This is a genomic window from Marinomonas algarum, assembly GCF_020532605.1.
Classification (GTDB): Bacteria; Pseudomonadota; Gammaproteobacteria; order Pseudomonadales; family Marinomonadaceae; genus Marinomonas; species Marinomonas algarum.
The window spans coordinates 13,294-32,503 of record NZ_JAJATW010000018.1; the positions used below are offsets into that span (position 1 = coordinate 13,294).

At 44.9% G+C, this 19,210-nt stretch carries 22 protein-coding genes; 12 read left to right on the top strand and 10 right to left on the bottom strand.

Translation table 11 applies throughout. The features are described from left to right. Nucleotides 1–48: 48 nt before the first annotated feature. Both mltA and LG368_RS11590 read right to left on the bottom strand, forming a co-directional pair. Entirely contained in the window at nucleotides 49–1,221 is a 1,173-nt protein-coding gene (gene mltA, locus LG368_RS11585; RefSeq protein ID WP_226754885.1) for a murein transglycosylase A, read from the bottom strand. Between the two features lie 83 nt (nucleotides 1,222–1,304). Beyond that, complete coding sequence (locus tag LG368_RS11590) at nucleotides 1,305–1,886, bottom strand: DNA-J related domain-containing protein (RefSeq protein ID WP_226754886.1); 582 nt, start codon at nucleotides 1,884–1,886, stop codon at nucleotides 1,305–1,307. 131 nt (nucleotides 1,887–2,017) lie between these two features. On the opposite strand from LG368_RS11590, the gene LG368_RS11595 reads away from it, so the two are divergent. Further along, nucleotides 2,018–2,695, top strand: a complete 678-nt coding sequence (locus LG368_RS11595) for a zinc metallopeptidase (protein WP_226754887.1) — start codon at nucleotides 2,018–2,020, stop codon at nucleotides 2,693–2,695. Nucleotides 2,696–2,706: 11 nt separating this feature from the next. Here the strand turns inward: LG368_RS11595 and LG368_RS11600 are convergent, their stop codons facing one another. The 6 genes from LG368_RS11600 to LG368_RS11625 all read right to left on the bottom strand — a co-directional run bounded on the left by LG368_RS11600 (nucleotide 2,707) and on the right by LG368_RS11625 (nucleotide 7,208). Next, a complete protein-coding gene (locus tag LG368_RS11600; RefSeq protein WP_226754888.1) occupies nucleotides 2,707–3,012 on the bottom strand; it encodes an isoamylase early set domain-containing protein in 306 nt (101 codons plus the stop codon). Nucleotides 3,013–3,444: 432 nt separating this feature from the next. Next, on the bottom strand, nucleotides 3,445–5,169 hold the full coding sequence (gene olsF / locus LG368_RS11605) for a bifunctional ornithine lipid synthase OlsF (RefSeq protein WP_226754889.1): 1,725 nt from the start codon (nucleotides 5,167–5,169) through the stop codon (nucleotides 3,445–3,447). Nucleotides 5,170–5,304: 135 nt separating this feature from the next. Continuing rightward, entirely contained in the window at nucleotides 5,305–5,514 is a 210-nt protein-coding gene (locus LG368_RS11610; protein WP_226754890.1) for a hypothetical protein, read from the bottom strand. A 79-nt stretch (nucleotides 5,515–5,593) separates the two neighbouring features. Then, on the bottom strand, nucleotides 5,594–5,776 hold the full coding sequence (locus LG368_RS11615; protein ID WP_211536213.1) for a hypothetical protein: 183 nt from the start codon (nucleotides 5,774–5,776) through the stop codon (nucleotides 5,594–5,596). Nucleotides 5,777–5,901: 125 nt separating this feature from the next. Then, nucleotides 5,902–6,627 (bottom strand): ChrR family anti-sigma-E factor, encoded by a 726-nt coding sequence (locus LG368_RS11620; RefSeq protein ID WP_226754891.1) that lies wholly within the window; start codon nucleotides 6,625–6,627, stop codon nucleotides 5,902–5,904. A gap of 5 nt (nucleotides 6,628–6,632) precedes the next feature. Next, the gene (locus LG368_RS11625) at nucleotides 6,633–7,208 is read right to left on the bottom strand and encodes a sigma-70 family RNA polymerase sigma factor (protein ID WP_226754892.1); all 576 of its coding nucleotides are present in this window, start codon (nucleotides 7,206–7,208) and stop codon (nucleotides 6,633–6,635) included. A 291-nt stretch (nucleotides 7,209–7,499) separates the two neighbouring features. Here LG368_RS11625 and LG368_RS11630 point away from each other — a divergent pair, with 291 nt between their 5' ends. From LG368_RS11630 to LG368_RS11680, 11 genes are all read left to right on the top strand, one after another. After that, complete coding sequence (locus tag LG368_RS11630) at nucleotides 7,500–7,943, top strand: nuclear transport factor 2 family protein (RefSeq protein WP_226754893.1); 444 nt, start codon at nucleotides 7,500–7,502, stop codon at nucleotides 7,941–7,943. Between the two features lie 16 nt (nucleotides 7,944–7,959). Next, complete coding sequence (locus tag LG368_RS11635) at nucleotides 7,960–8,718, top strand: SDR family NAD(P)-dependent oxidoreductase (RefSeq protein ID WP_226754894.1); 759 nt, start codon at nucleotides 7,960–7,962, stop codon at nucleotides 8,716–8,718. 87 nt (nucleotides 8,719–8,805) lie between these two features. Continuing rightward, on the top strand, nucleotides 8,806–10,056 hold the full coding sequence (locus LG368_RS11640) for an NAD(P)/FAD-dependent oxidoreductase (protein WP_226754895.1): 1,251 nt from the start codon (nucleotides 8,806–8,808) through the stop codon (nucleotides 10,054–10,056). After that, nucleotides 10,050–10,832 (top strand): DUF1365 domain-containing protein, encoded by a 783-nt coding sequence (locus tag LG368_RS11645; protein WP_226754896.1) that lies wholly within the window; start codon nucleotides 10,050–10,052, stop codon nucleotides 10,830–10,832. The genes LG368_RS11640 and LG368_RS11645 overlap by 7 nt, the downstream gene beginning before the upstream one ends. Before the next feature lie 31 nt (nucleotides 10,833–10,863). Then, nucleotides 10,864–12,123 carry a class I SAM-dependent methyltransferase gene (locus tag LG368_RS11650; RefSeq protein WP_226754940.1) on the top strand — a complete coding sequence of 420 codons (1,260 nt, stop codon included), beginning with the start codon at nucleotides 10,864–10,866 and terminating at the stop codon, nucleotides 12,121–12,123. A 122-nt stretch (nucleotides 12,124–12,245) separates the two neighbouring features. Continuing rightward, nucleotides 12,246–12,767 (top strand): DUF2878 domain-containing protein, encoded by a 522-nt coding sequence (locus tag LG368_RS11655; RefSeq protein ID WP_226754897.1) that lies wholly within the window; start codon nucleotides 12,246–12,248, stop codon nucleotides 12,765–12,767. Next, nucleotides 12,767–13,498 carry a hypothetical protein gene (locus tag LG368_RS11660; RefSeq protein ID WP_226754898.1) on the top strand — a complete coding sequence of 244 codons (732 nt, stop codon included), beginning with the start codon at nucleotides 12,767–12,769 and terminating at the stop codon, nucleotides 13,496–13,498. Before LG368_RS11655 ends, LG368_RS11660 begins: the two co-directional genes overlap by 1 nt. A 21-nt stretch (nucleotides 13,499–13,519) precedes the next feature. Further along, nucleotides 13,520–14,071 (top strand): DUF3833 domain-containing protein, encoded by a 552-nt coding sequence (locus LG368_RS11665; RefSeq protein WP_226754899.1) that lies wholly within the window; start codon nucleotides 13,520–13,522, stop codon nucleotides 14,069–14,071. 144 nt (nucleotides 14,072–14,215) lie between these two features. Further along, on the top strand, nucleotides 14,216–14,566 hold the full coding sequence (locus LG368_RS11670) for a DUF6164 family protein (protein ID WP_226754900.1): 351 nt from the start codon (nucleotides 14,216–14,218) through the stop codon (nucleotides 14,564–14,566). A 72-nt stretch (nucleotides 14,567–14,638) separates the two neighbouring features. Further along, nucleotides 14,639–15,622: a 23S rRNA (adenine(1618)-N(6))-methyltransferase RlmF gene (gene rlmF / locus LG368_RS11675; RefSeq protein ID WP_226754901.1), complete on the top strand. Its 984-nt coding sequence runs from the start codon at nucleotides 14,639–14,641 to the stop codon at nucleotides 15,620–15,622. A 62-nt stretch (nucleotides 15,623–15,684) separates the two neighbouring features. After that, complete coding sequence (locus tag LG368_RS11680; protein WP_226754902.1) at nucleotides 15,685–16,416, top strand: 1-acylglycerol-3-phosphate O-acyltransferase; 732 nt, start codon at nucleotides 15,685–15,687, stop codon at nucleotides 16,414–16,416. On the opposite strand, the gene LG368_RS11685 is transcribed toward LG368_RS11680, so the two are convergent. Together LG368_RS11685 and LG368_RS11690 are read right to left on the bottom strand one after the other, a co-directional pair. Continuing rightward, a complete protein-coding gene (locus tag LG368_RS11685; protein WP_226754903.1) occupies nucleotides 16,405–17,769 on the bottom strand; it encodes a DUF3482 domain-containing protein in 1,365 nt (454 codons plus the stop codon). The genes LG368_RS11680 and LG368_RS11685 overlap by 12 nt on opposite strands. A 2-nt stretch (nucleotides 17,770–17,771) precedes the next feature. Then, nucleotides 17,772–19,094 (bottom strand): DUF2868 domain-containing protein, encoded by a 1,323-nt coding sequence (locus LG368_RS11690; RefSeq protein WP_226754904.1) that lies wholly within the window; start codon nucleotides 19,092–19,094, stop codon nucleotides 17,772–17,774. Nucleotides 19,095–19,210: the final 116 nt, after the last annotated feature.

The window sequence follows — 19,210 nt, forward strand, 5'->3', positions numbered from 1 at the left end:
AAAGGAGATATTGTTACCCAGGTAAAGCCGTTTTAATCTCACTGTGTTTTATTGTGCAATGAGCTTGGTAGACGTTGAGTGCCTGGGTAAGAGTAGCCAAACCTTACCGAAATGCTTAAGTTGTCCTGCATTTTTATGCGCTTCCTCACCGATACCCTGATACCAGTCAATATGCCCTGGTCCTTTTATTGCGCCTCCTTTATCTTGCGCCAGGAGAAGTCTAAATTCATGTCCCATTAGATTACCGTAAGCATCCAGTTTTGGTACTTGCGCTAATAAAACAGCGCCTAATGGGATGACACTAGGGTCAACCGCTGCAGAATACAGTGGTGTTAAGGGCACATTCGCCGCTCCGACAGGTTTTTCTGGTCCCTCACTGAAGAACAAATAACTAGGATTAGTCGATAATATTTCTTGTTGGCGCTCAGGGTGATCTCTTAGCCACTGTTTAATGCTTTGCGCTGAGATATCTGCTCGATCTATTTCCCCCCGCTCAATTAATTCCTTCCCTACGCTTCGATAAGCGTGACCATTCACGCCTCCCCAGGACAATAACTTACGCTCACCATTTTCATATTCAACCACGCCAGAGCCTTGTACGTGTAAAAAAAAGTTATCAACTAAACTGGATGTATAGGCAATTTCTAAGTTTTGGCCGTTGAGTGCGCCTTCAAAATCAATGGCTTCCCGTGAAGGAAAACGATCTTCTGCATTACGCAGTGAGGGCTTGCGGTATAACGGGTAGCGATACATGTCATCCGGTGTGTGGCGAACGGGTAAAATCGGTACGTAATACCCTGTGATCTGTACATTCCCTCGTTGATCTTGCCCCGACAGTTGATGAGCGACCAGTTCAGGCTGGTGGGTGGGGTCCTTCAACCATTGACTAATTTCTTGAGTGACCTGCTTCAAATCTGCCACACTGGTTTGGGTATTATCCAGTAGGTAGTCTTTCTCCTGTATTCGATTCAAATAAGAGATTTGTTGGGCTAATCCGTTTTGGAAACTGGAGTCGGGCATAGGTAAGCCTGGCGGTAAACTTTCTTGCCAGTATAAGGTGTCGCGTTTAGGCGAGGTTATGTCTCGACCATTGTTTTCAAAATCATTAGACTGGTCAATCTCAGTCAGGGTGCAACCCGCTAAGGCAAGACAGGAAACGAAACTGAGTAGGCGTGTCACAGTATTTTTTGTGGTGTTGTGTATTAAAGTGTTCAACGTCATAAGTCTTACCAATGAAACAGAGTGAGATGAAAAAATAGACAAGCAAGAAGAATGTGACCGCATCTTATAGGGGAGGTTCCGGATTAGTAAGTAAGGAGCTCATAGGCTTGGCGCAATCCGATAAAGTGTTCTTGGTTGCCGCCACGGTCAGGGTGATGTTTTTGGGCTAGCTTACGATATTGTTGTTTTATTTCTGTTTTACTAGGGTGCGAAGACGTGATCTGCAGTGTTTTGAGTGCTGCGTCCCGATCTCCTGAGAGATTGATGCCCGTATAAAAACGGTTAAGCAGATCAGAGACATCATCGGCCTCTGTTTTTTCGTATTCACTCCAGTCTAAATAATAAGCGGCTAGCTTTGCATCCACACCATCGTCAACTGCAGTGCTGCCAGTCGGTACAGCAATATTGGTCGATTCCCTTAGGTAGATACGTATTGCACTAATACTCAGTAAAAGGTTTTCCTCTTGCCAGAGGCGGCGTTGTAACTGATATAGAGCATTCATAATTAAGAAGTGCTGGCGAAAAAGTGCCAAATTAGCATCCTCTGCTAGGGCATTAAAAGCGGGCAACTGTTCTTTTAATGCTTTTAGAATATCAAACTCACTAATGCCATTTGGGTGCGTTTTTAATAAAGTGAGAATAGGGCCAACTAAGGGGTTATTCATACAAAGCTCTTTCACGTTCATGTTGTTATCAGTGTAGGCGATGAAGGGGAAGAGGGTCAAAGTGCTCCCTCAGTTTTCAATGATGAAAAGTACGACAAAGCACCATAAGAAGAGGCAGGAAGAGACACATTATGTTGTGGATTATCGTGATTATTGTCGTTTTAGCGCTGATTGTAGGGCCAAGCGCCTGGGTCAAATTTACTCTAAAGCGTTATGCAACAGACCGTAAAGATTTGCCAGGAACCGGAGGGGAATTAGCAAGTCATCTGGTAAAACGTTTTGAGTTGGATAAGGTGAAAATTGAAGCTGCACAAGAGGGTCAAGATCACTTTGATTTTGGTCAACATGTAGTACGGCTGAGTCCAAGTGTTTTAAAGGGCCGATCATTAACCGCCGTGGCGGTAGCCGCCCATGAAGTTGGTCATGCTATTGCCCATGAAAAAAAGCAGAAAATCTCTCGTTTAAGTACGCGTTATTTACCTGTGGCGCATTTTGCTCGACGTATTACGGCAGGTTTATTGCTAGGGTGGCCCGTTATCTCAGCGCTATTACATTTGCCTTATGCGGTACCGCTTCATGCCGCGGTGGTCGGTTTGTCGGGCTTACTGGCGGTTGTGGTGCAGCTGGCGATTTTACCAGAAGAATGGGATGCGAGTTTTAACAAGGCCTTGCCTATCCTTAAAGAAGGCCATTATATTTCGCAAGAAGACCTTCCCAAAGTGAAAAAAATTCTCACTGCGTGTGCGATGACTTACGTGGCGGCGGCTTTGATCCGAGTGCTTTTTGTATGGCGTTGGTTTAAACGCTAGGTTGTTTGCTTTTACAAATGTAAAACGCTGTTTGCATCTGGGCCGATTGGACTAGGAGTATGGTCATCAGCCATTTCATCATTGCACCATTCTTCACCGTCGATTAAGTAGCGGAACTGGTAGCTGGTTTGGACATCAAGATTTAATGTCGACGCGAAAAAGCCAGAGCGTTGTTTTTTCATCAAATTAGCTTGTTTGTCCCATTGATTAAAGTCCCCCACCACAGCGATGCTTTTTGCGTTTTTATACTCACTAGCGGGCAACATAAACTTCACTTTGCATTGGGGTTTTGTTTTTAAATAGGTCTTCTCAATCATGGGGACACTCCGTTTGTAAGTAGTAGGCAGTAACAGCCAATAATAGACACAAGCAAGGCTCACGCCATGATGACTAACTGATTCATTTTGCATTAAAAAAGCAAACAGCGTTTAAAGCATTGGGTACATAATGACGCGTTTTTGTTTGATTGAAGAGAAAACTGCGCTTTTATGGCACTGACAAAAATAAACACATTGTATTGGCAGAAACAGAGAAGGTGTCCTACACTGAATATCTACCATGAACCAAGACACTAATAATAAAAATGAGGTGTTTGTTATGGATATTGAAACCATTGTTTTATTAATACTTAGCACCATGTTGCTGGTAAAAGTTGTGTATCTGACCTTTTTTAAACCCTCTTCGGGGAGACATAAGTCTTCTCAAGTCGCGTATTCACGACAACGTCACGATTAACCCATATTGCAGCATTAGACCAAAGCGCCTTGCCCTCGGTAGCGTTTATTCTTAGCTTCTTTGATGGTGTTCAGGTCGACAAGGACCAAGCCATCAACACAGTACCCAAAGTCAGCATCGACACCAAAATCCAAGAAGCGAACGCCGCCGGGTTGGCATAATTCGCTGTATTGTTTAAATAGGGTAGGGACACTGGCACCAAAATGATTGAGCTGTTCTTTGAGTATTTTAAAGTCAGCATCATAGTCTTGACCGCTGAATAGTGCCTCGATAAGGTCTTTGTGCTCTTTATTGACTTGGTAAGGGGTTAAAGAGCGGGCAAGGTGTTCATGATCTGCAAAATACAGTTGATAAAAGGACACAATGAAATCTTTTGCAACTTGATGATAGCGGTTGCTTAAGCTGACAGGGCCAAATAAGTAGCGAATATCTGGGTGGCGATTTAGATAAGCACCAATACCATACCAAAGATAATCGAGGCTGCGTTTTCCCCAATATTTAGGCTGGATAAAGCTACGCCCTAGCTCGATGCCTTGTTCAAAATAGGGTGTCATATCACAGGAATAGCGGAACAGTTCTGCGCTGTAGATACGATGAGACAGATTTTCTTTTAGATAGCGTGCAACTTCACCAATCCGGTAGGCTCCGACGATTTCCAATGCTTCTTCATCCCATAAAATAAGGTGACGATAATATTGATCAAATTTGTCTAGGTCAGAGCGTTCCCCCGTTCCTTCGCCTACTTTACGAAAGGCAATTTCTCTCAGGCGACCGATTTCTTTCATGGTGATTGACACAGGGTCATAATCTACAAGGTAAATTTGTTTTCCATCTTTGGTACTACCGAGGTGTTCGGCGCGCTTTAACTCTTGTTTAATATGCTGACGATTTTGTGGGTGCTCAACGGTTTTTTCTGTTTTCAGCAGAGGTTTTTTGCCCTTGGCGATACGGTATAAGTGGCGCTTAATCAGTTTGTTTTTCTCTTTATTACTGAGTGGTAAAGTTGCTAATTCTTGAATAGGAATGGCTTGGCCTACTTGCATAGGAATTTTACAGTTGCGTTGACGAAACATTTCGTGGGCCAGTTGCAAGGTGGATAAGGGGCGGTAAAGAAGCGAGCTGGTGTAAAACAATAGGGAATTTCGTCCACCAATATGCACGGGTAACAGAGGGCTGTTGGTTTTCTGTGCCAGTTTTAGATAATTCTGGTTCCACTTTTGGTCTTTTACGCCACTTGGGGATAAGCGAGATACTTCGCCCGCGGGAAAAATGATCACGGCTTCTTCATTATGGAGGCAATTCATAATGGCTTTCAGCTGCTGGCGACCCGTTTTTCCACCCATGTTGTCTACCGGTAAGACCAGCTGTTTAAGTCCATCAAACCCCATTAACAGGTCGTTGGCGACAATTTTGACATCAGAGCGAATTTCACCAATTAAACGCAGTAATGCCAAACCGTCTAATGCCCCAAGGGGATGGTTTGCAATGATCATGGTGCGACCGCTGGCTGGAATGTTACGCCGATCTACTTGGCTTACTTGATAACTAAAGTTGAAGTGATCCAGTACGCGATCAATAAATTCGAAGCCGACACAGCCGTCGTTGGTTTCCAAGAATAGATTCACTTCATTTTCGTGGAATAAGCGTTTTAATACACTTAACGTTGGGCGAGTGATGATCGGGCTTTGATCGAAAAATCGAGGTGATTTACTGGCAATCATCTTTTCGACTTGTATCACAGTATGGCTCCACATAATTCTCAGGTAAAAGTGCTTACCAATCAGAGTAGAAGGTGAGTGTGACAAGAAAGTGACGATTAGATGGCGGAAAAGTGACGAAGAAAAAGAAAGTGACTAATAGCTTACCGCTGTTGCTTAGTCGTGGGGAGCGTCGGTGTCTGTGGCGTTCTGCTCAAAGGCATAGAAAAAATGCCACAAGCAATACAAGGTGATGCCCGCTGCGACCATTGCCCAAATAGGCTCGTTAGAGACCCACTCTAGTGCTGTCCAGCCAACACAAAACAGCGTCGCTGCGACTCGACGCCATTTAGGTCGAAAAAATCGGCGATCAGAATCCGTCAACATAAGGGGGAACCATAACAGTATAGTAAAGAATTGTTCCGCCAACCCAGATAAGGTTGGCGTACAAACAAACGTATAACGCTTACTGCGCCTTTGTTTTGCTATTTCCTAAAGAAATATGGCGCGATCCAGTGAGCTGAGATTGTCCGCTGACACCTGAATCGATTTTATCTATCTGTCCACCTTTCGCAAGAAACTCCTGCATTTGCTTTTCAATTGACTCTGATGTTTCCGAAGCGGCTGGCTGTTTTTTCTTAGTGGCCATGATAAATAGTCCTTGTTTTTAATTTGAGCAAGGACTATACCAGATTTTCACTATTTTTGCTGATTAATGACGATGGGATTGAAATGAATGCCTGTTTTCTATTGCGAAAACAGGCATTTTGGTGTTCACAACCCAGAATGAGGGTGATGGCGACGCAGGATGGGGTTCAGTAAACGTGTGAACCATCCCGTAAATTCAACGGGTGCATCCAGTACGGTTAAGCAGATACATTCAGCGTCTTTTGTCACAATAGGCTGGTGCTTGTGACTTGAATCGCGGCTAATAAAGTCTCCTTGGCGATAGACGCCGCTTTCGTCTGAGAAAGCACCCTCTAATACCAGGGTAAGCTCATCACCCGTGTGCGTATGCGTCGGCATATGTGAACCGGCTTTAATACGGGTAAGCGCGATTTGAGCACCGCCTTCTTCATTGCACAAGGTCGCCATCTTAAAAGAAGGAGAAATGCGTGACCATTTTAGATCGTCGTAACCTTTTGGAATAAATTGGCGTAGACTTTTGGGAACCTTATAGGCATCCCAATCTAGCGCTTTGCTTTCATTCGTTTGGTCTAACATTTGGCGCTTTTCTTCTTTGGCCTGTTCGGCCAAGGTAGCTGAGTGCGACTCTGTTTCCAAATGTGCAAAAAAGCTGTCTTTTAAACTGTTAAGCTGTCGATCTTCAGATTTGGTGTCTTCAAAAAATTCAGACCCCAGCATTTCCAGTTTTCGAACTTGTTGTTGGCACTCTGAGCAAAGTTCGAGGTGTGTGGAAATACACAACGAATGAGCAAGTGGCAAAGAACCGGCGGCATAGTCGGTTAATGTTTCAATCGATGGGTGGTAGTGGGTCATCGAAACTACCTCTTTATGTAAATGGTGAGTTTGTGCAGAGCAAGACGAACTCGTGACTTAATAGTCCCTAACGGCAAAGAAAGCTCTTCAGCGGCTTCTTTGTGAGTCTTACCTTCTAGATACACTTTCGCCAGTACTTGTTTTTGATCTTGTGGCAATTTCTCTAGGGCATCTTTGATGCGTTCTTGATCGCGTTTTTGTTGTGCATCCTTAAATGGATCAGCGTTTTCATCGACGACATTTTGCCAGAGATACTCTGGGTCAATATCGGACTGATGACGGCTATTTTTGCGTAAATAATCAATTCGTGCGTTTCTGGCTAGGGTGAAAACCCAAGTATTCAAAGACGCAGTATCCGGTTTGTAGGTATGCGCTTTATTCCAGATTCGGATCATGACTTCTTGTGCAATGTCGTCTGCCATTAAATTTGCACCCGGTTGGGCGGCAAGACAAAACGATCTTACTTTTGGCACATAATGATCAAACAAACGGCCTAAAGCGGCTTGGTCTCTGTGTTCAGCAATAGCGGTCATATCCGCTAATCTCTGTTCATCAGGTTGAAGTTTTGTTGCGCATTCCATGTATTGCTCCAAAAAAGGACAGCTGTCTTAAAAATCAATACGCTGGATTGCGTGAGATGGATCATTTTTGATCAAGCAGATGTTAAATAATATGGGTTAAATGCTATTTTTGATGCGTTCTGGCACCAAAAAGCAGGCTTACTTGGCATCTTGTCGGTCACGCTATCCCTTTAATATAGTGATCTGAGCAGGGTTTTGATACGTTTATTTACCTTAGTCAGCGCTGTTTCTAATGTATGCGACAGCCTATAGCAATTTATTGAAAGGGTACCACCAAGGTAAGTGATGAGTATGGCGAACGCTAAGACCGATCCAAGCTCTCTACTAGTAGAGCGTTTTAAAGCATTTTACCAAGATGTTAAGCGGCCACAATTGGACAAAATTAATGAAGTGTACGCAGAAGATGTGCTTTTCAAAGACCCTGTTCATGAATTGCGTGGTGCAGAAAAGCTACACGCCTATTTGTCTGAGATGTGTATCAATGTACACAGTGGTCGTTTTGAGTTCCTCGATCAAATCACATCGGAGAATACGGCTTACATCAAATGGAATATGCACTTCAAACACCCAAAATTGGGTAATAAGACCATTACTGTCAGGGGAATGAGTCAGGTGCAGTTCCATGATCGTATTTATTTTCATGAAGATATCTACGACCTCGGACAAATGTTATATGAACATGTGCCTTTGCTGGGGGTTGCGGTCAAAGGATTGAAAAAGCGTTTGGCAAATTAACCGTGAGGAGAAAGTGATGGAACAAGTCAAAGAGCAAAAAATTGTGTGGATTACAGGTGCTAGCTCAGGTATTGGTCTGTCGCTGACAAAACGCTATTTGGCCGCGGGTTGGCGTGTTTTCGCTAGTGCAAGAAGCCAAGGCGAGCTAACGCCTTTGTTAATTGAACATACCGATTTAACGTTTTTACCTTTTGATGTGTCTAAGCCATTGCAAGTTGAAGCATTACGAGAAACGTTGCTAGAACATACGGACCATATTGATTGCGCTGTATTAAATGCCGGTAATTGCGAGTATCTTGATATGACGGAAGATTCTCCTGACTGGAATATGATGGATCGCATTATGTCGGTAAATTTCTTTGGCTTGGTAAACAGCGTTGACGTATGTTTGCCTTTATTAAAGCGCTCTTCTCACCCCCATCTTGTTGGCGTGAGTTCACAAGCGGTGCAAGCAGCGTTTACACAAGCAGAAGCCTATGGTGCCAGCAAGGCGGCTGCACGTTATTTTTTATCATCGTTACGAGTTGATTTAAAACCTTTTAATATTGACGTAACCTGCCTATTACCAGGCTTTGTCGACACGCCACTCACCCAGAAAAATACCTTTCCAATGCCTTTTTTGATGTCTGCAGACGAAGCCGCGAAAAGAATGTTTGCGGCCATAGAGTCGCGTCCATTCGAATACGCTTTTCCTAAGCGCTTGTCCGCTGTGCTGTGGGTAGGCCGACATTTCCCTAAATTATGGCTGCGACTGATGACGCCAAAGTCAGAATAAAAAGACAACATCGATACAAGAAATACGCATAAACAATAGATCTGCATGGCGGGTTGATAACAATAGACGTTTTAAGGAGACAAATAAGTGAAAATAGCCATTATAGGGTCAGGAATTTCAGGATTAACCAGTGCGTACCTTTTACAACGTGAGCACGACGTCACTGTGTTTGAGTCGGCTGCACGTATTGGGGGGCACACGGCGACCATTGAAGTACCTGAAGGTAATGGAGCACGCAATATAGACACAGGTTTTATTGTCTTCAATGATTGGACTTACCCGAATTTCATTCGTTTAATGGACGAACTTGGGGTGAAATCCACCGCGACTGAAATGAGCTTTAGCGTCAGCTGTCAGCGAACGGGTCTGGAGTACGGTGGCAATAACCTGAACACCTTATTTGCCCAACGTCGTAATCTATTTAATTTTCCCTTTATCGGTATGTTGAAAGACATTCTGCGTTTCAATAAAGAAGCCATTCAAGACCTTGAAGGCGGCCAACTCAAAGAAGGCGTTACCTTAGGTGAATACCTTAAAGATAAGGGCTACGGTGCGCGTTTTGCTAGCCATTACCTCATTCCTATGGGCAGTGCGATTTGGTCCTCGACACTGGATGAAATGATGGCGTTTCCTCTGGTGTTTTTTGTGCGTTTTTTCAAAAATCATGGTTTATTGAGCGTGAATGATCGTCCGCAGTGGCGCGTTATCCAAGGTGGGTCGTCGGCGTATTTGCAACCTCTTGTGGCTCAGTTTGAAGATAAAATTAAACTGGATACTCATATTGCGTCGGTGGTGCGCCATGATAATCAGGTAGTACTGACGTTCGTGGATGGCTCAGAGCAAACGTTTGATCAGGTTGTATTTGCCTGTCACAGCGATGAAGCCTTGGCTTTACTGGGTGATGCATCAAACGATGAAAAAACCATATTAACAGCGATTCCCTATCGTAATAATGATGTGGTGCTGCACACAGATACGAGTATGTTACCGAAGAAAAAGCTGGCTTGGTCAAGCTGGAACTACCACCTTGGTGAAGACCGAAATAAGCCGGCGACACTGAGTTACAACATGAACATTCTTCAGCATTTTGTCAGTGATACCACCTATGTGGTGACGTTGAATCAAACCGATCTCATTGACGAGAAAAAAATTCTAGGGCGTTTTCAATATTCCCATCCGACCTTTACTCTTGCAGGAATCAAAGCACAAGATCGTTGGCAAGAGATCAATGGCGTGAATCGAACGTGGTTTTGTGGTGCGTACTGGCGTAATGGTTTTCATGAAGACGGCTGCTGGAGTGGTGTTCGTGTTGCAAACGGGCTGGGTGTGACATGGTAAAATTCGCTCCTAAGCACAGTGCCATTTATCAAGGAATGGTTCGGCATCGTCGCTTTTCACCACGTACTCACGACTTTCGTTATAACGTTTTTATGATGTACTTTGACTTGGACGAACTGGAGAGCGTCCTAGAGATGAGCCCTTGGTGGTCAACAAACACTTGGTCGCTGGCGCGCTTTGCACGCAAAGATTATTTTGGCGATAACGCGCTACCGATCAAGGAAGCCGTTTTGCAAGAGGTCAATCAACGACTTGGACTGACTCTTTCAGGCTCGGTGCGAATGTTAACGAACTGTCGGTATTTTGGTTTTATCATTAATCCGATCACCGTGTATTACTGTTTTGATGAGGAAGAGCAACTGCAAGCCATGTTGCTCGAAGTGACCAACACGCCTTGGAATGAAAAGATTGCCTATGTATTGCGCTGTGATCCAAGCCAAAAAAAGCAGCGTATTATTTTTGACAAGGACATGCACGTATCACCGTTCCATCCCATGGAGCATTTTTATGATTGGCGTAGCAATGCACCCGATGAGAAATTGGCGGTGCACATGGAAAATAAAGAATTAACAGGTGAGCAATGTGTGTTTGATGCTACCTTAACGCTGTCTCGGACACCGCTCACATCGCATTCTATGGCGAAGGTATTGTTTAACTACCCTGTGATGACGATGAAGGTGGCGTGGGGAATCTACTGGCAAGCACTCAAACTCTGGCTTAAAAAAGTCCCTTTTTATTCTCACCCCGATCAATCGTCTACTACGTCTGATAAGTAGTACACAGTAACCGTTAAGGAGACCAAGAATGATGAACTCCGCGAGTATAGGCAATCTGAAAGTGACAAAGAAACGCACAACAACATGGTTTGACAATATAGCCCGCAAAATGGTGTTCACAATGCTTGGTCGCCTGGAAATTGGCCACCTCACACTGGAAGAGAATGGGGTAACTCATACTTTTGGTGAGCCAGAAGACACAGCAAGTTACTGTGCTCATATTCATATACATGACATTCATGCATATCGAGATATTTTTTCTAACAGCAGTATTGGCGCTGGCGAAGCTTACATGAAAGGCAGTTGGTCTTCTCCTGATATTGTGGCGGTGATTCGCCTGATGACAGCTAACTTAAATGTCATTAACAAAATGGACGCAAAACGTCCTATTTGGAGTCGAGTAGGCGCTAAGCTTGTTCACAAGTTTAATGCCAATACGAAGCAGGGTTCGAAAGAAAACATTTCCGCGCATTATGATTTAGGCAATGATTTCTTCTCCTTGTTTTTAGATCCAACCATGATGTATTCCTCTGCGATTTATCCACATAAAGAAGCGTCATTAGAAGAAGCGTCTGTGCATAAGTTGGATCGCATTTGTCAAAAATTACAACTCAGTTCTGCAGACCATTTGATTGAAATTGGCACGGGTTGGGGCGGTATGGCCATTCATGCGGCGAAACATTATGGCTGTAAGGTCACTACCACAACCATTTCGCAAGAGCAGTACGACTTTGCAAAGGCCCGTGTAGAAGCGGAGGGTCTAGAAGATAAAATTACATTGCTGTTAGAAGATTACCGAGATTTAACCGGGCAGTACGACAAGCTTGTGTCGGTTGAAATGATCGAAGCAGTAGGGCATGAATATTATGATAGCTACTTCTCTAAATGCAGTAGCTTGTTGAAGCCTCATGGCGTCATGGTGATCCAAGCGATTACCATTGCGGATCAACGTTATGACTATGCTCGTCGTTCCGTAGATTTTATCCAACGTTATATTTTTCCTGGTGGTTGCTTGCCTTCGAACCAAGTCATCGCTCACAAAATCGCTGAAAAAACCGACATGCAAATCGTTGGGTTAGAAGACATTACTGAGCACTATGCAAAGACTTTGGCCGACTGGCGCGAGCGTTTTCATGCAGCACGTCATGATGTAGCTGAAATGGGCTTTGATGGTGTGTTCTGTCGAATGTGGGATTTCTATCTTGCTTATTGTGAAGGTGGCTTCAAGGAGCGTGCGATCAGTACCAGCCAGTTTATCTTTGCTAAGCCAGATCATCGTTTGTCTATTTAGTTTAGTATTTGTTTTTTTGACGTCCATGTCATTTTGCCCGTTGACCAATAAAGTTTCAGGGTAACCGTTTTAAATCACCGCTCTCGGTTAAAGCCAACAGAGCCAATGAAGGAGCCAATGGTATGATGCGCCTCGCTAATGCCATCTTGTTTCAGCTAGTCTGGTTTATCTGTTTGCTGTTCGGCAGTGCTTGGGCACTGGCGGCCACAGCGGTGTATTTATTTCTCCATGATAGATATTTTATGCGTACTCGGCGAGAGTGGCGTTTAGTGTGCGTGTTTCTCTGTCTAGGATTCATTATTGATGGTGTTTTTTTCCAGCTAGGTTTGTTTTCGATTGCCAACGCTGATCCAGATGCATTCAAGCTGCCACCCATTTGGTTGTTGTGTCTTTGGGTAAGTGTTGCCACGATGTTTGCCCACAGTTTGGACTTTTTACGTTCACGCTATGTCTTGGGTGCTGTAATGGGCATGATCGGACCACCAATGAGTTATTTTGCTGGGGCGAAACTCGCGGGCATTACCTTGGCTGAACCGACTATTTTGTCTTTGTTCGCGGTTGGGGCAATGTGGATGCTTGTCTTACCTATTGGTATTAGATTGAGTGAGAAATGGGCTTTATTTTCACTACAAGGAGCAAAGTAATGGCATCTTTTGATACTAAGTGGCTACCTGTGCAATTTAGTACTTTGGCGCTGTGTGCCGCCTTAATAAGTACCCCCCTTCATGCTGCTGAGGCGTCATTTTCTAACATTGTGGGTACGGCTTACAGCGTGAAAACAGGGGCATTACTTTACCGTGAAACTCACCAGCCCCTGACCAATGACAGATACAATGTGGAATATTCTGAGCCAGATGGCCAGATCTTTGGTCAAAAACGATTGGATTTTTCAACGTCTAAAGTCACGCCAAGCTTTACGCAGCGTAACGATCGAAATGGCGAATTTATTGAGATCAGTCAGCGTGTAGGCAACATCAATGTGGTCTACCAAGAAAACAGCGAGGCAGGGCAAGATAAGAAGGCGCTCAAACGTGAAGAGGGTATGGTCATTGATGCCGGTTTTGATGGTTTCGTAAAGCAGTATTGGGCACCGTTAACGTCTGGTAAAAAACTCGATGTGGCCTATTTAGTACCGAGTAAGCAAGCGACGTTTGATTTTCGTGTGAGTCAAGCGGATTGCGTCGATTCGACAGCAGAAGGCGCTCAGTGTTTTTCTTTAACGCCTGTGTCTTGGCTAGTAAAAATGGCCGTTGATCCCATTATTGTGGCCTATGATCCTACGAATAAGCGACTTTTGCGTTTCACCGGTCGTGCCAATATCTGTGATGCGAACGGTAAATATGAAAATGTGGACATCCAGTATCGTTATTTTTAATTGTAATTAAGGAGAATCACTGTGCGGACTTTATGGCAAAACACAATCGTAAAAATAGCGGCATTGTTGTGCGTAGTATTACTAACGGCGTGCTCGACACCTGATGTGTCTTTATACGAAAAAAATGAACCTGAGTTTAATTTGGAAACATTCTTTTCGGGTGAGCTAACGGCCCATGGTATTCTGAAAAACCGCAGTGGTGAAGTGATTCGCTATTTTAATGCCACCCTTGATGGTAGCTGGGAAGATGGTGTTGGCACATTAGCGGAAGTGTTTGTATTTGACGATGGTGAAGTACAAAATCGTACTTGGACAATGACGCCTAATGACCAAGGCACTTATACGGCAACGGCCAATGATGTTGTAGGATCAGGTGAAGTTCGATCAGCGGGTAATGCCTTGTTTATGAAGTATGTGCTGCAGGTTCCATACAATGGCGATATTTTAGAAGTCACCGTAGACGATCGCATGTACATGGTGAAAGACGGTGTTGTCATGAACGAATCTGTGATGACAAAATTTGGTTTTGAAGTGGGTTATCTGTCTATTGTGATTCAGCAGGTTAAACCCTAATACAAAACTTCGTTAACGGTTTTATTGATAGAAGGTCACTTAATTGTGGCCTTCTTCGTTTTGCGGTGCGATAAGATTGTGTTCTGCTTCGGCTTCTCTTACTCTGTGTCGCTTCTTATTTTAGGTTCAGGTTGTAGTGCAATTATGGCGACATTGGTTTTTCGGCTGAAATACGTTCCGGACGAAGAGGCGGATGATATTCGTCAATTGCTGACAGACAACGACATTGCTTTCTATGAGACCAGTGCCGGACGTTGGCAAGTATCCATGGCGGGTTTGTGGGTAAAAGACAAAGAGCAAGCCATCAAAGCGCGCGTTTTGATTCATGAGGATCAAAGGGTACGCGCTCAAACCATGCGTCCTATTTCTTTAGGGCAATGGATTTTAGGCTACCTACAACACGCCAAAGAGAACCCCGCTGAAGCGTTTTTTACGTTTATCGCGGTGACTCTTATCCTCGGCCTATCGATTTTACCTTTTACCTTATGGTTATGACGGCCCAGTTTAATAGTCTGCTCATTAAGAATTCCGTTATACTTTGAGTTTCATTTTAACAATGGCATGAACGTGGTTTTAAAAAGCAAGAATATCAAGGGCAAACGCTCAAACAAGTTGGAACTGCATCCGCGCAACCCTCATCGTGCGCGTTACGACTTTGGTTTATTGGCTGACTCTTGTCCTGAGTTATCCCAAGTTATTCAGCTTAACCAGTATGGTCACGAATCGGTCGACTTCGCTGATCCTAATGCGGTAAAAATACTCAATCGTGCGCTATTAAGTCACTTTTACGGTGTGGCGTTTTGGGATATCCCTGAAGGTTATTTGTGCCCACCTATCCCCGGGCGTGCCGACTACCTACATTACCTGGCGGATCTATTGGCCGACAGTAATAATGGAAATATTCCTCGTGGCAAGGGCGTTAAGGTTTTAGACATTGGCGTGGGCGCGAATTGCGTTTATCCCATTATTGGTCATCAGGAATATGGCTGGCAGTTTGTGGGTTCTGATGTGAACCCTGTTGCTGTGGCGACGTGTGACACCATTGTGAAGTCCAATGCCTGTTTAAAAGGAGCGATTTCAGTTCGACTGCAAACCCAAGCGTCTCAGCTGTTTGCAGGGATTTGGAAAGACCAAGAGCGTTTTGACGTTACCTTGTGTAATCCGCCTTTTCACGCCAATGAATCTACCATGGCGAGTGAATCACAACGTAAATGGCGTGGCGTCAAAGGTAAGAGTATCAATATGGCGAAGCCGCGCCTTAACTTTGGTGGAACCGCAGCCGAACTCTGGTGTGAGGGCGGTGAAGTCGGCTTTATTACACGTATGGTCAAAGAGAGCGTACATTACGCCGATCGTTGCTTTTGGTTTACGTCGCTGGTGGCGCGACAAGAGAATTTAGACGCGATTTATCGTGTGTTAAAAACAGTCGGTGCTCGACAAGTAAAAACCATTAACATGGCACAAGGCCAAAAGATGAGCCGATTTGTGGCATGGAGTTTTCTTGCAGAGGATCAAGCGGATTATTGGCAAGACCACTACTGGTCTATTTAAACACATTACTGGTCTATTTAAACAATAGTGTCGGCATCAAATACTAAGGAGTAATCTACAATATGTTGTTGTTAATACGAATGGTGCTGCTCGCCGCTTTGATTGTCGTTGTGACGCTGCTGGGTATTGTGTTTTGTTTATTGACCTTGGGGTCTAAAAACCGCGTTTATCATCTTGCTCATGTGCTTTCTAGCTTGGCACCAGTATTTGGTTTACGTGTTGAGACGCGACAGTCTGAGGCAGCGAATAAGGTTCCTCAAGCCGTCTATGTGGGCAATCACCAGAATAATTATGACTTGTTTACCTTAGCGGCGATGGTGCCGAAAGGCGTGGTGACGGTAGGCAAAAAAAGTTTGCGATGGATTCCCTTTTTTGGCGTTTTATATTGGGTCAGTGGCAATATTTTAATCAATCGAGATAACCGTAAACAAGCAATAGCGACCATTGACCAGGTGGTGGTGAGTATGCAAAAGACGGGGTTGTCTATTCTGATGTTTCCAGAAGGAACACGCAGTCGAGGTCGAGGTTGGTTACCCTTCAAGCGCGGAGCATTTTACGCGGCCATTCAAGCCGGCGTGCCGATCGTGCCGATTGTGTGCAGTGACACGCATCGTCAAGTGCATTTAAATCGCTGGAATAATGGACGAGTGATTGTCGAAACCCTCGATCCAATTGACACAGCAGGTGTTGATGCCGAAGACGTCGGCACATTATTGGCCTTATGTGAAAGCCGTATGCACGAAGCGAAACAGCGTTTAGATGCCGAATTAGCCGGCTCATCATCAGTTGTCTAATAACGTAATCAGCTCTTCTTTTAAATCGTATTTGACAGGGTGATCATCGGGCAAAGGGTCGTTTGCCCAATCCGGATGTTGTTGCGCCTGTTTCCAAAACGGCTTTATTTTTTCAATCAGTATTTTTTCCATCTGTGCTGTGTCCGTGCCTTGATCAGACAACTGAAAGGCGTGTTGCGTGGCGTGTCCCCGTTGGTGTAAATGTTGTATGGCACTTAAGCCACGTAGGCATAATAAAGTCAGTGTGGCTTGATCAAGGCAAAGGTAATAGCGCTTAGTCAGCTTACTTTTTAAGGTGTCTTTGTAATGCTGTCCTGTTTTCCAAGTGGCACCCAATAAAGCGCCAAGGGTGGTGGCCGTGCCTAAAGTGAGCCCCGCTGACATAACGTCAATACCGGCACCAATGGCCGCGCCTTTTAGGGCACTGGTACCGGTACTGATGCCCCATTCTTTCAGTGTCTCGGTGTCAAAAATGTCTTGTTCCCAGCGGTTATTTTGAATGGCCAAAGGCGTCGCCAATATGTCGTCTTGTTGAAAGTCGTAAAGACGCAATAAGTGGGTCATATAGCGCTGCTCTAAACGGCGAATAGTGTCTTCAAAAGCGTTTGACTCTGATGGATTCGGAGGGTAAACGCGACATTCTGTTCGAGTACTGGCGGCACTTAACAGTAAATCAGCCAATTGATTACCCGCTATAGTGCGTCTTAGTTTTGCTTCTTGTTGCCGTGATTCGATCAGCGTTTCTATGGTTTGGTAGTGGTCGGACATTAGGCTTTGAATACTTTGATAGAGGCGTTTTTCATCTTCAAAGTAAAAGGCAATGGTGTCGTATTTAATAACAGCGTGTAGATGTCGCTCAGCTAAAACCGTGCGCCATGCGTCCAAATGCGCACTTGGGGTCGCGCTGAAATTCAGTACGGGAATAATCGGTTTGTTGACACTGGCAAGTAATGCCAGTTCATCCAAGTATTTTCCAAGGGGGGCTTGTCGCATATCGATCACGTACAAGATCACATCCGTTTGCGTCAATTGCTTTAATATCTTTGCTTCTTGTTCAAACGCTTCGTGGGCAAAATGGCTATCACAGAAAGGCATTAGCCAGTCGGCGCCTTGGTATCCTGCAAAGTCAGTGCTATGACGAATTTCCCATAACCCAATAGAGTCTTCGAACCCCGGAGTGTCAGTGAGTGTGATGATGGCCTTGTCGTTAAGTTGAATCTCAACGCGTTCAATATGACGTGTGGTACCGGCGCGATTGTTGACCTCGCCGAAGTCATGACGGCGTAATAGGGTACGAATAAGGGACGTTTTCCCTGTGTTCGCATGGCCAACAACGAGAAGAGAAATCGACATCGTTACTCCCAGTGTGCAAGAGGGGTTGAAGAAAGCTGTAAGTCAGCGGCCAAGTGTCGCCAATCGTCGGTAAAAGGCGCGGTCTTTTCTCCAGCGATCACCAGTGTCAACGAGGGGTATGACTTGCTGGCCTCGGTAAAAAAGCGTCGCGTACCGCGATCCGGGCTTTGTGCACCATTTACCACAACATACACAGGCGCTGCATCGGCCGACGTCAGGAATTGTGCTTGTTGATCACGGCTGTTGAGAAGCGTAATGGAGGCCGCTTGAGCTAACAATTCGGGTGTGGCATCGCTCCATTCGAATAGCGCCCAATGACCGGATAAGGCGGCTGGCGAGAGTGCGCCTTGGTCGTCTGTTACAGTGGTCGCTGAATTTGATGGGGAAGACATTGGCGCATCGACAATGTGTTTGATCTGCGTTTCTTTGTGTTGATAGCGATTTTGAATGATTTCTTCCGTGCTAGAGAGTGGCAAGCGAGCCCGTTGCCATTGATAAAGCCCCCAGCAGAGCCCAGCTAAGAGCAGTCGAGGTAACACACCATACAGCATGATGCTGGCCAGTAAAAAATTGGCCCAATGCTGACGTGTACTGGCGGTTTGTGACACCAAGTCCACACGACTTGCCAAGATATCCAAATGATTAGGCAGCGCCAAACCAAACCATTGAGGAATACTACTTAACGATTGGGTCAGCGAGAGAAAAGCTTGATCGCTGAGTAAGGTGGTTTCCCAGACAAAGTCCACTTGATTGGTTAATAACAACAGTAAGGTCATCAACCACCCCGCGAATAGATAGCTTGCCCATGCGCCATGAGAGACGCCGCTGACTAGCCAGACATTGGCACGAGGAGGGCATTGCCAATGAAGAAACGCCTGACTGACATGGGGATCTACCTGAGTGAATTGACCGATTTTTCTGTTCAAGAACAGCAAAACGCTGAGTAACGCCCCTTTGTGCCCCATGGTTTTTTTTCGACTTGAGAGTACGGTTATGCTCCAAATCAGCAGATTGAGCCCATGAAAGCCTAATAGAACGAGCAACAACCAAAAGATATTGATTTGACTGGACTGATGAGTGGCGAACGCCGAGGGTACCGCCAGAAATCCCAATATAAAAGACACAACAAAGACCGCCATCAGCGTGCGTATAAAGTAACGTTTTAGTCGCCAAAACTGTTCGCTGTAGCTAATCGCTGCCGGGTAATTGTTGAGTGCATTGAGGGCGCTCGGTAAATCTTTGGCGTCGGTTGGCAGTCGAAAATCAGTGTGCGTTTCTAGCCAAGCGGCAAGGGCGAGTTTTGCCCTCGGCATCAAAGAGGTCATGATGTTGTGTTACCCTTAGTCATATTGTGATGATCGTTGTTGTGCATATACGTTACCAAGCTAGGTAAAAATGTAGGAAATTGTTAATTCAGATTGCGCTGATCGAGAAATTCACT

Excerpts from the sequence above, each read along its gene's own strand:
- mltA (WP_226754885.1), bottom strand. The coding sequence starts at position 1,221 with ATGACGTTGAACACTTTAATACACAACACCACAAAAAATACTGTGACA.
- LG368_RS11590 (WP_226754886.1), bottom strand. The coding sequence starts at position 1,886 with ATGAATAACCCCTTAGTTGGCCCTATTCTCACTTTATTAAAAACGCAC.
- LG368_RS11595 (WP_226754887.1), top strand. The coding sequence starts at position 2,018 with ATGTTGTGGATTATCGTGATTATTGTCGTTTTAGCGCTGATTGTAGGG.
- LG368_RS11600 (WP_226754888.1), bottom strand. The coding sequence starts at position 3,012 with ATGATTGAGAAGACCTATTTAAAAACAAAACCCCAATGCAAAGTGAAG.
- LG368_RS11610 (WP_226754890.1), bottom strand. The coding sequence starts at position 5,514 with ATGTTGACGGATTCTGATCGCCGATTTTTTCGACCTAAATGGCGTCGA.
- LG368_RS11615 (WP_211536213.1), bottom strand. The coding sequence starts at position 5,776 with ATGGCCACTAAGAAAAAACAGCCAGCCGCTTCGGAAACATCAGAGTCA.
- LG368_RS11620 (WP_226754891.1), bottom strand. The coding sequence starts at position 6,627 with ATGACCCACTACCACCCATCGATTGAAACATTAACCGACTATGCCGCC.
- LG368_RS11625 (WP_226754892.1), bottom strand. The coding sequence starts at position 7,208 with ATGGAATGCGCAACAAAACTTCAACCTGATGAACAGAGATTAGCGGAT.
- LG368_RS11630 (WP_226754893.1), top strand. The coding sequence starts at position 7,500 with ATGGCGAACGCTAAGACCGATCCAAGCTCTCTACTAGTAGAGCGTTTT.
- LG368_RS11635 (WP_226754894.1), top strand. The coding sequence starts at position 7,960 with ATGGAACAAGTCAAAGAGCAAAAAATTGTGTGGATTACAGGTGCTAGC.
- LG368_RS11645 (WP_226754896.1), top strand. The coding sequence starts at position 10,050 with ATGGTAAAATTCGCTCCTAAGCACAGTGCCATTTATCAAGGAATGGTT.
- LG368_RS11650 (WP_226754940.1), top strand. The coding sequence starts at position 10,864 with ATGAACTCCGCGAGTATAGGCAATCTGAAAGTGACAAAGAAACGCACA.
- LG368_RS11655 (WP_226754897.1), top strand. The coding sequence starts at position 12,246 with ATGATGCGCCTCGCTAATGCCATCTTGTTTCAGCTAGTCTGGTTTATC.
- LG368_RS11660 (WP_226754898.1), top strand. The coding sequence starts at position 12,767 with ATGGCATCTTTTGATACTAAGTGGCTACCTGTGCAATTTAGTACTTTG.
- LG368_RS11670 (WP_226754900.1), top strand. The coding sequence starts at position 14,216 with ATGGCGACATTGGTTTTTCGGCTGAAATACGTTCCGGACGAAGAGGCG.
- LG368_RS11680 (WP_226754902.1), top strand. The coding sequence starts at position 15,685 with ATGTTGTTGTTAATACGAATGGTGCTGCTCGCCGCTTTGATTGTCGTT.
- LG368_RS11685 (WP_226754903.1), bottom strand. The coding sequence starts at position 17,769 with ATGTCGATTTCTCTTCTCGTTGTTGGCCATGCGAACACAGGGAAAACG.
- LG368_RS11690 (WP_226754904.1), bottom strand. The coding sequence starts at position 19,094 with ATGACCTCTTTGATGCCGAGGGCAAAACTCGCCCTTGCCGCTTGGCTA.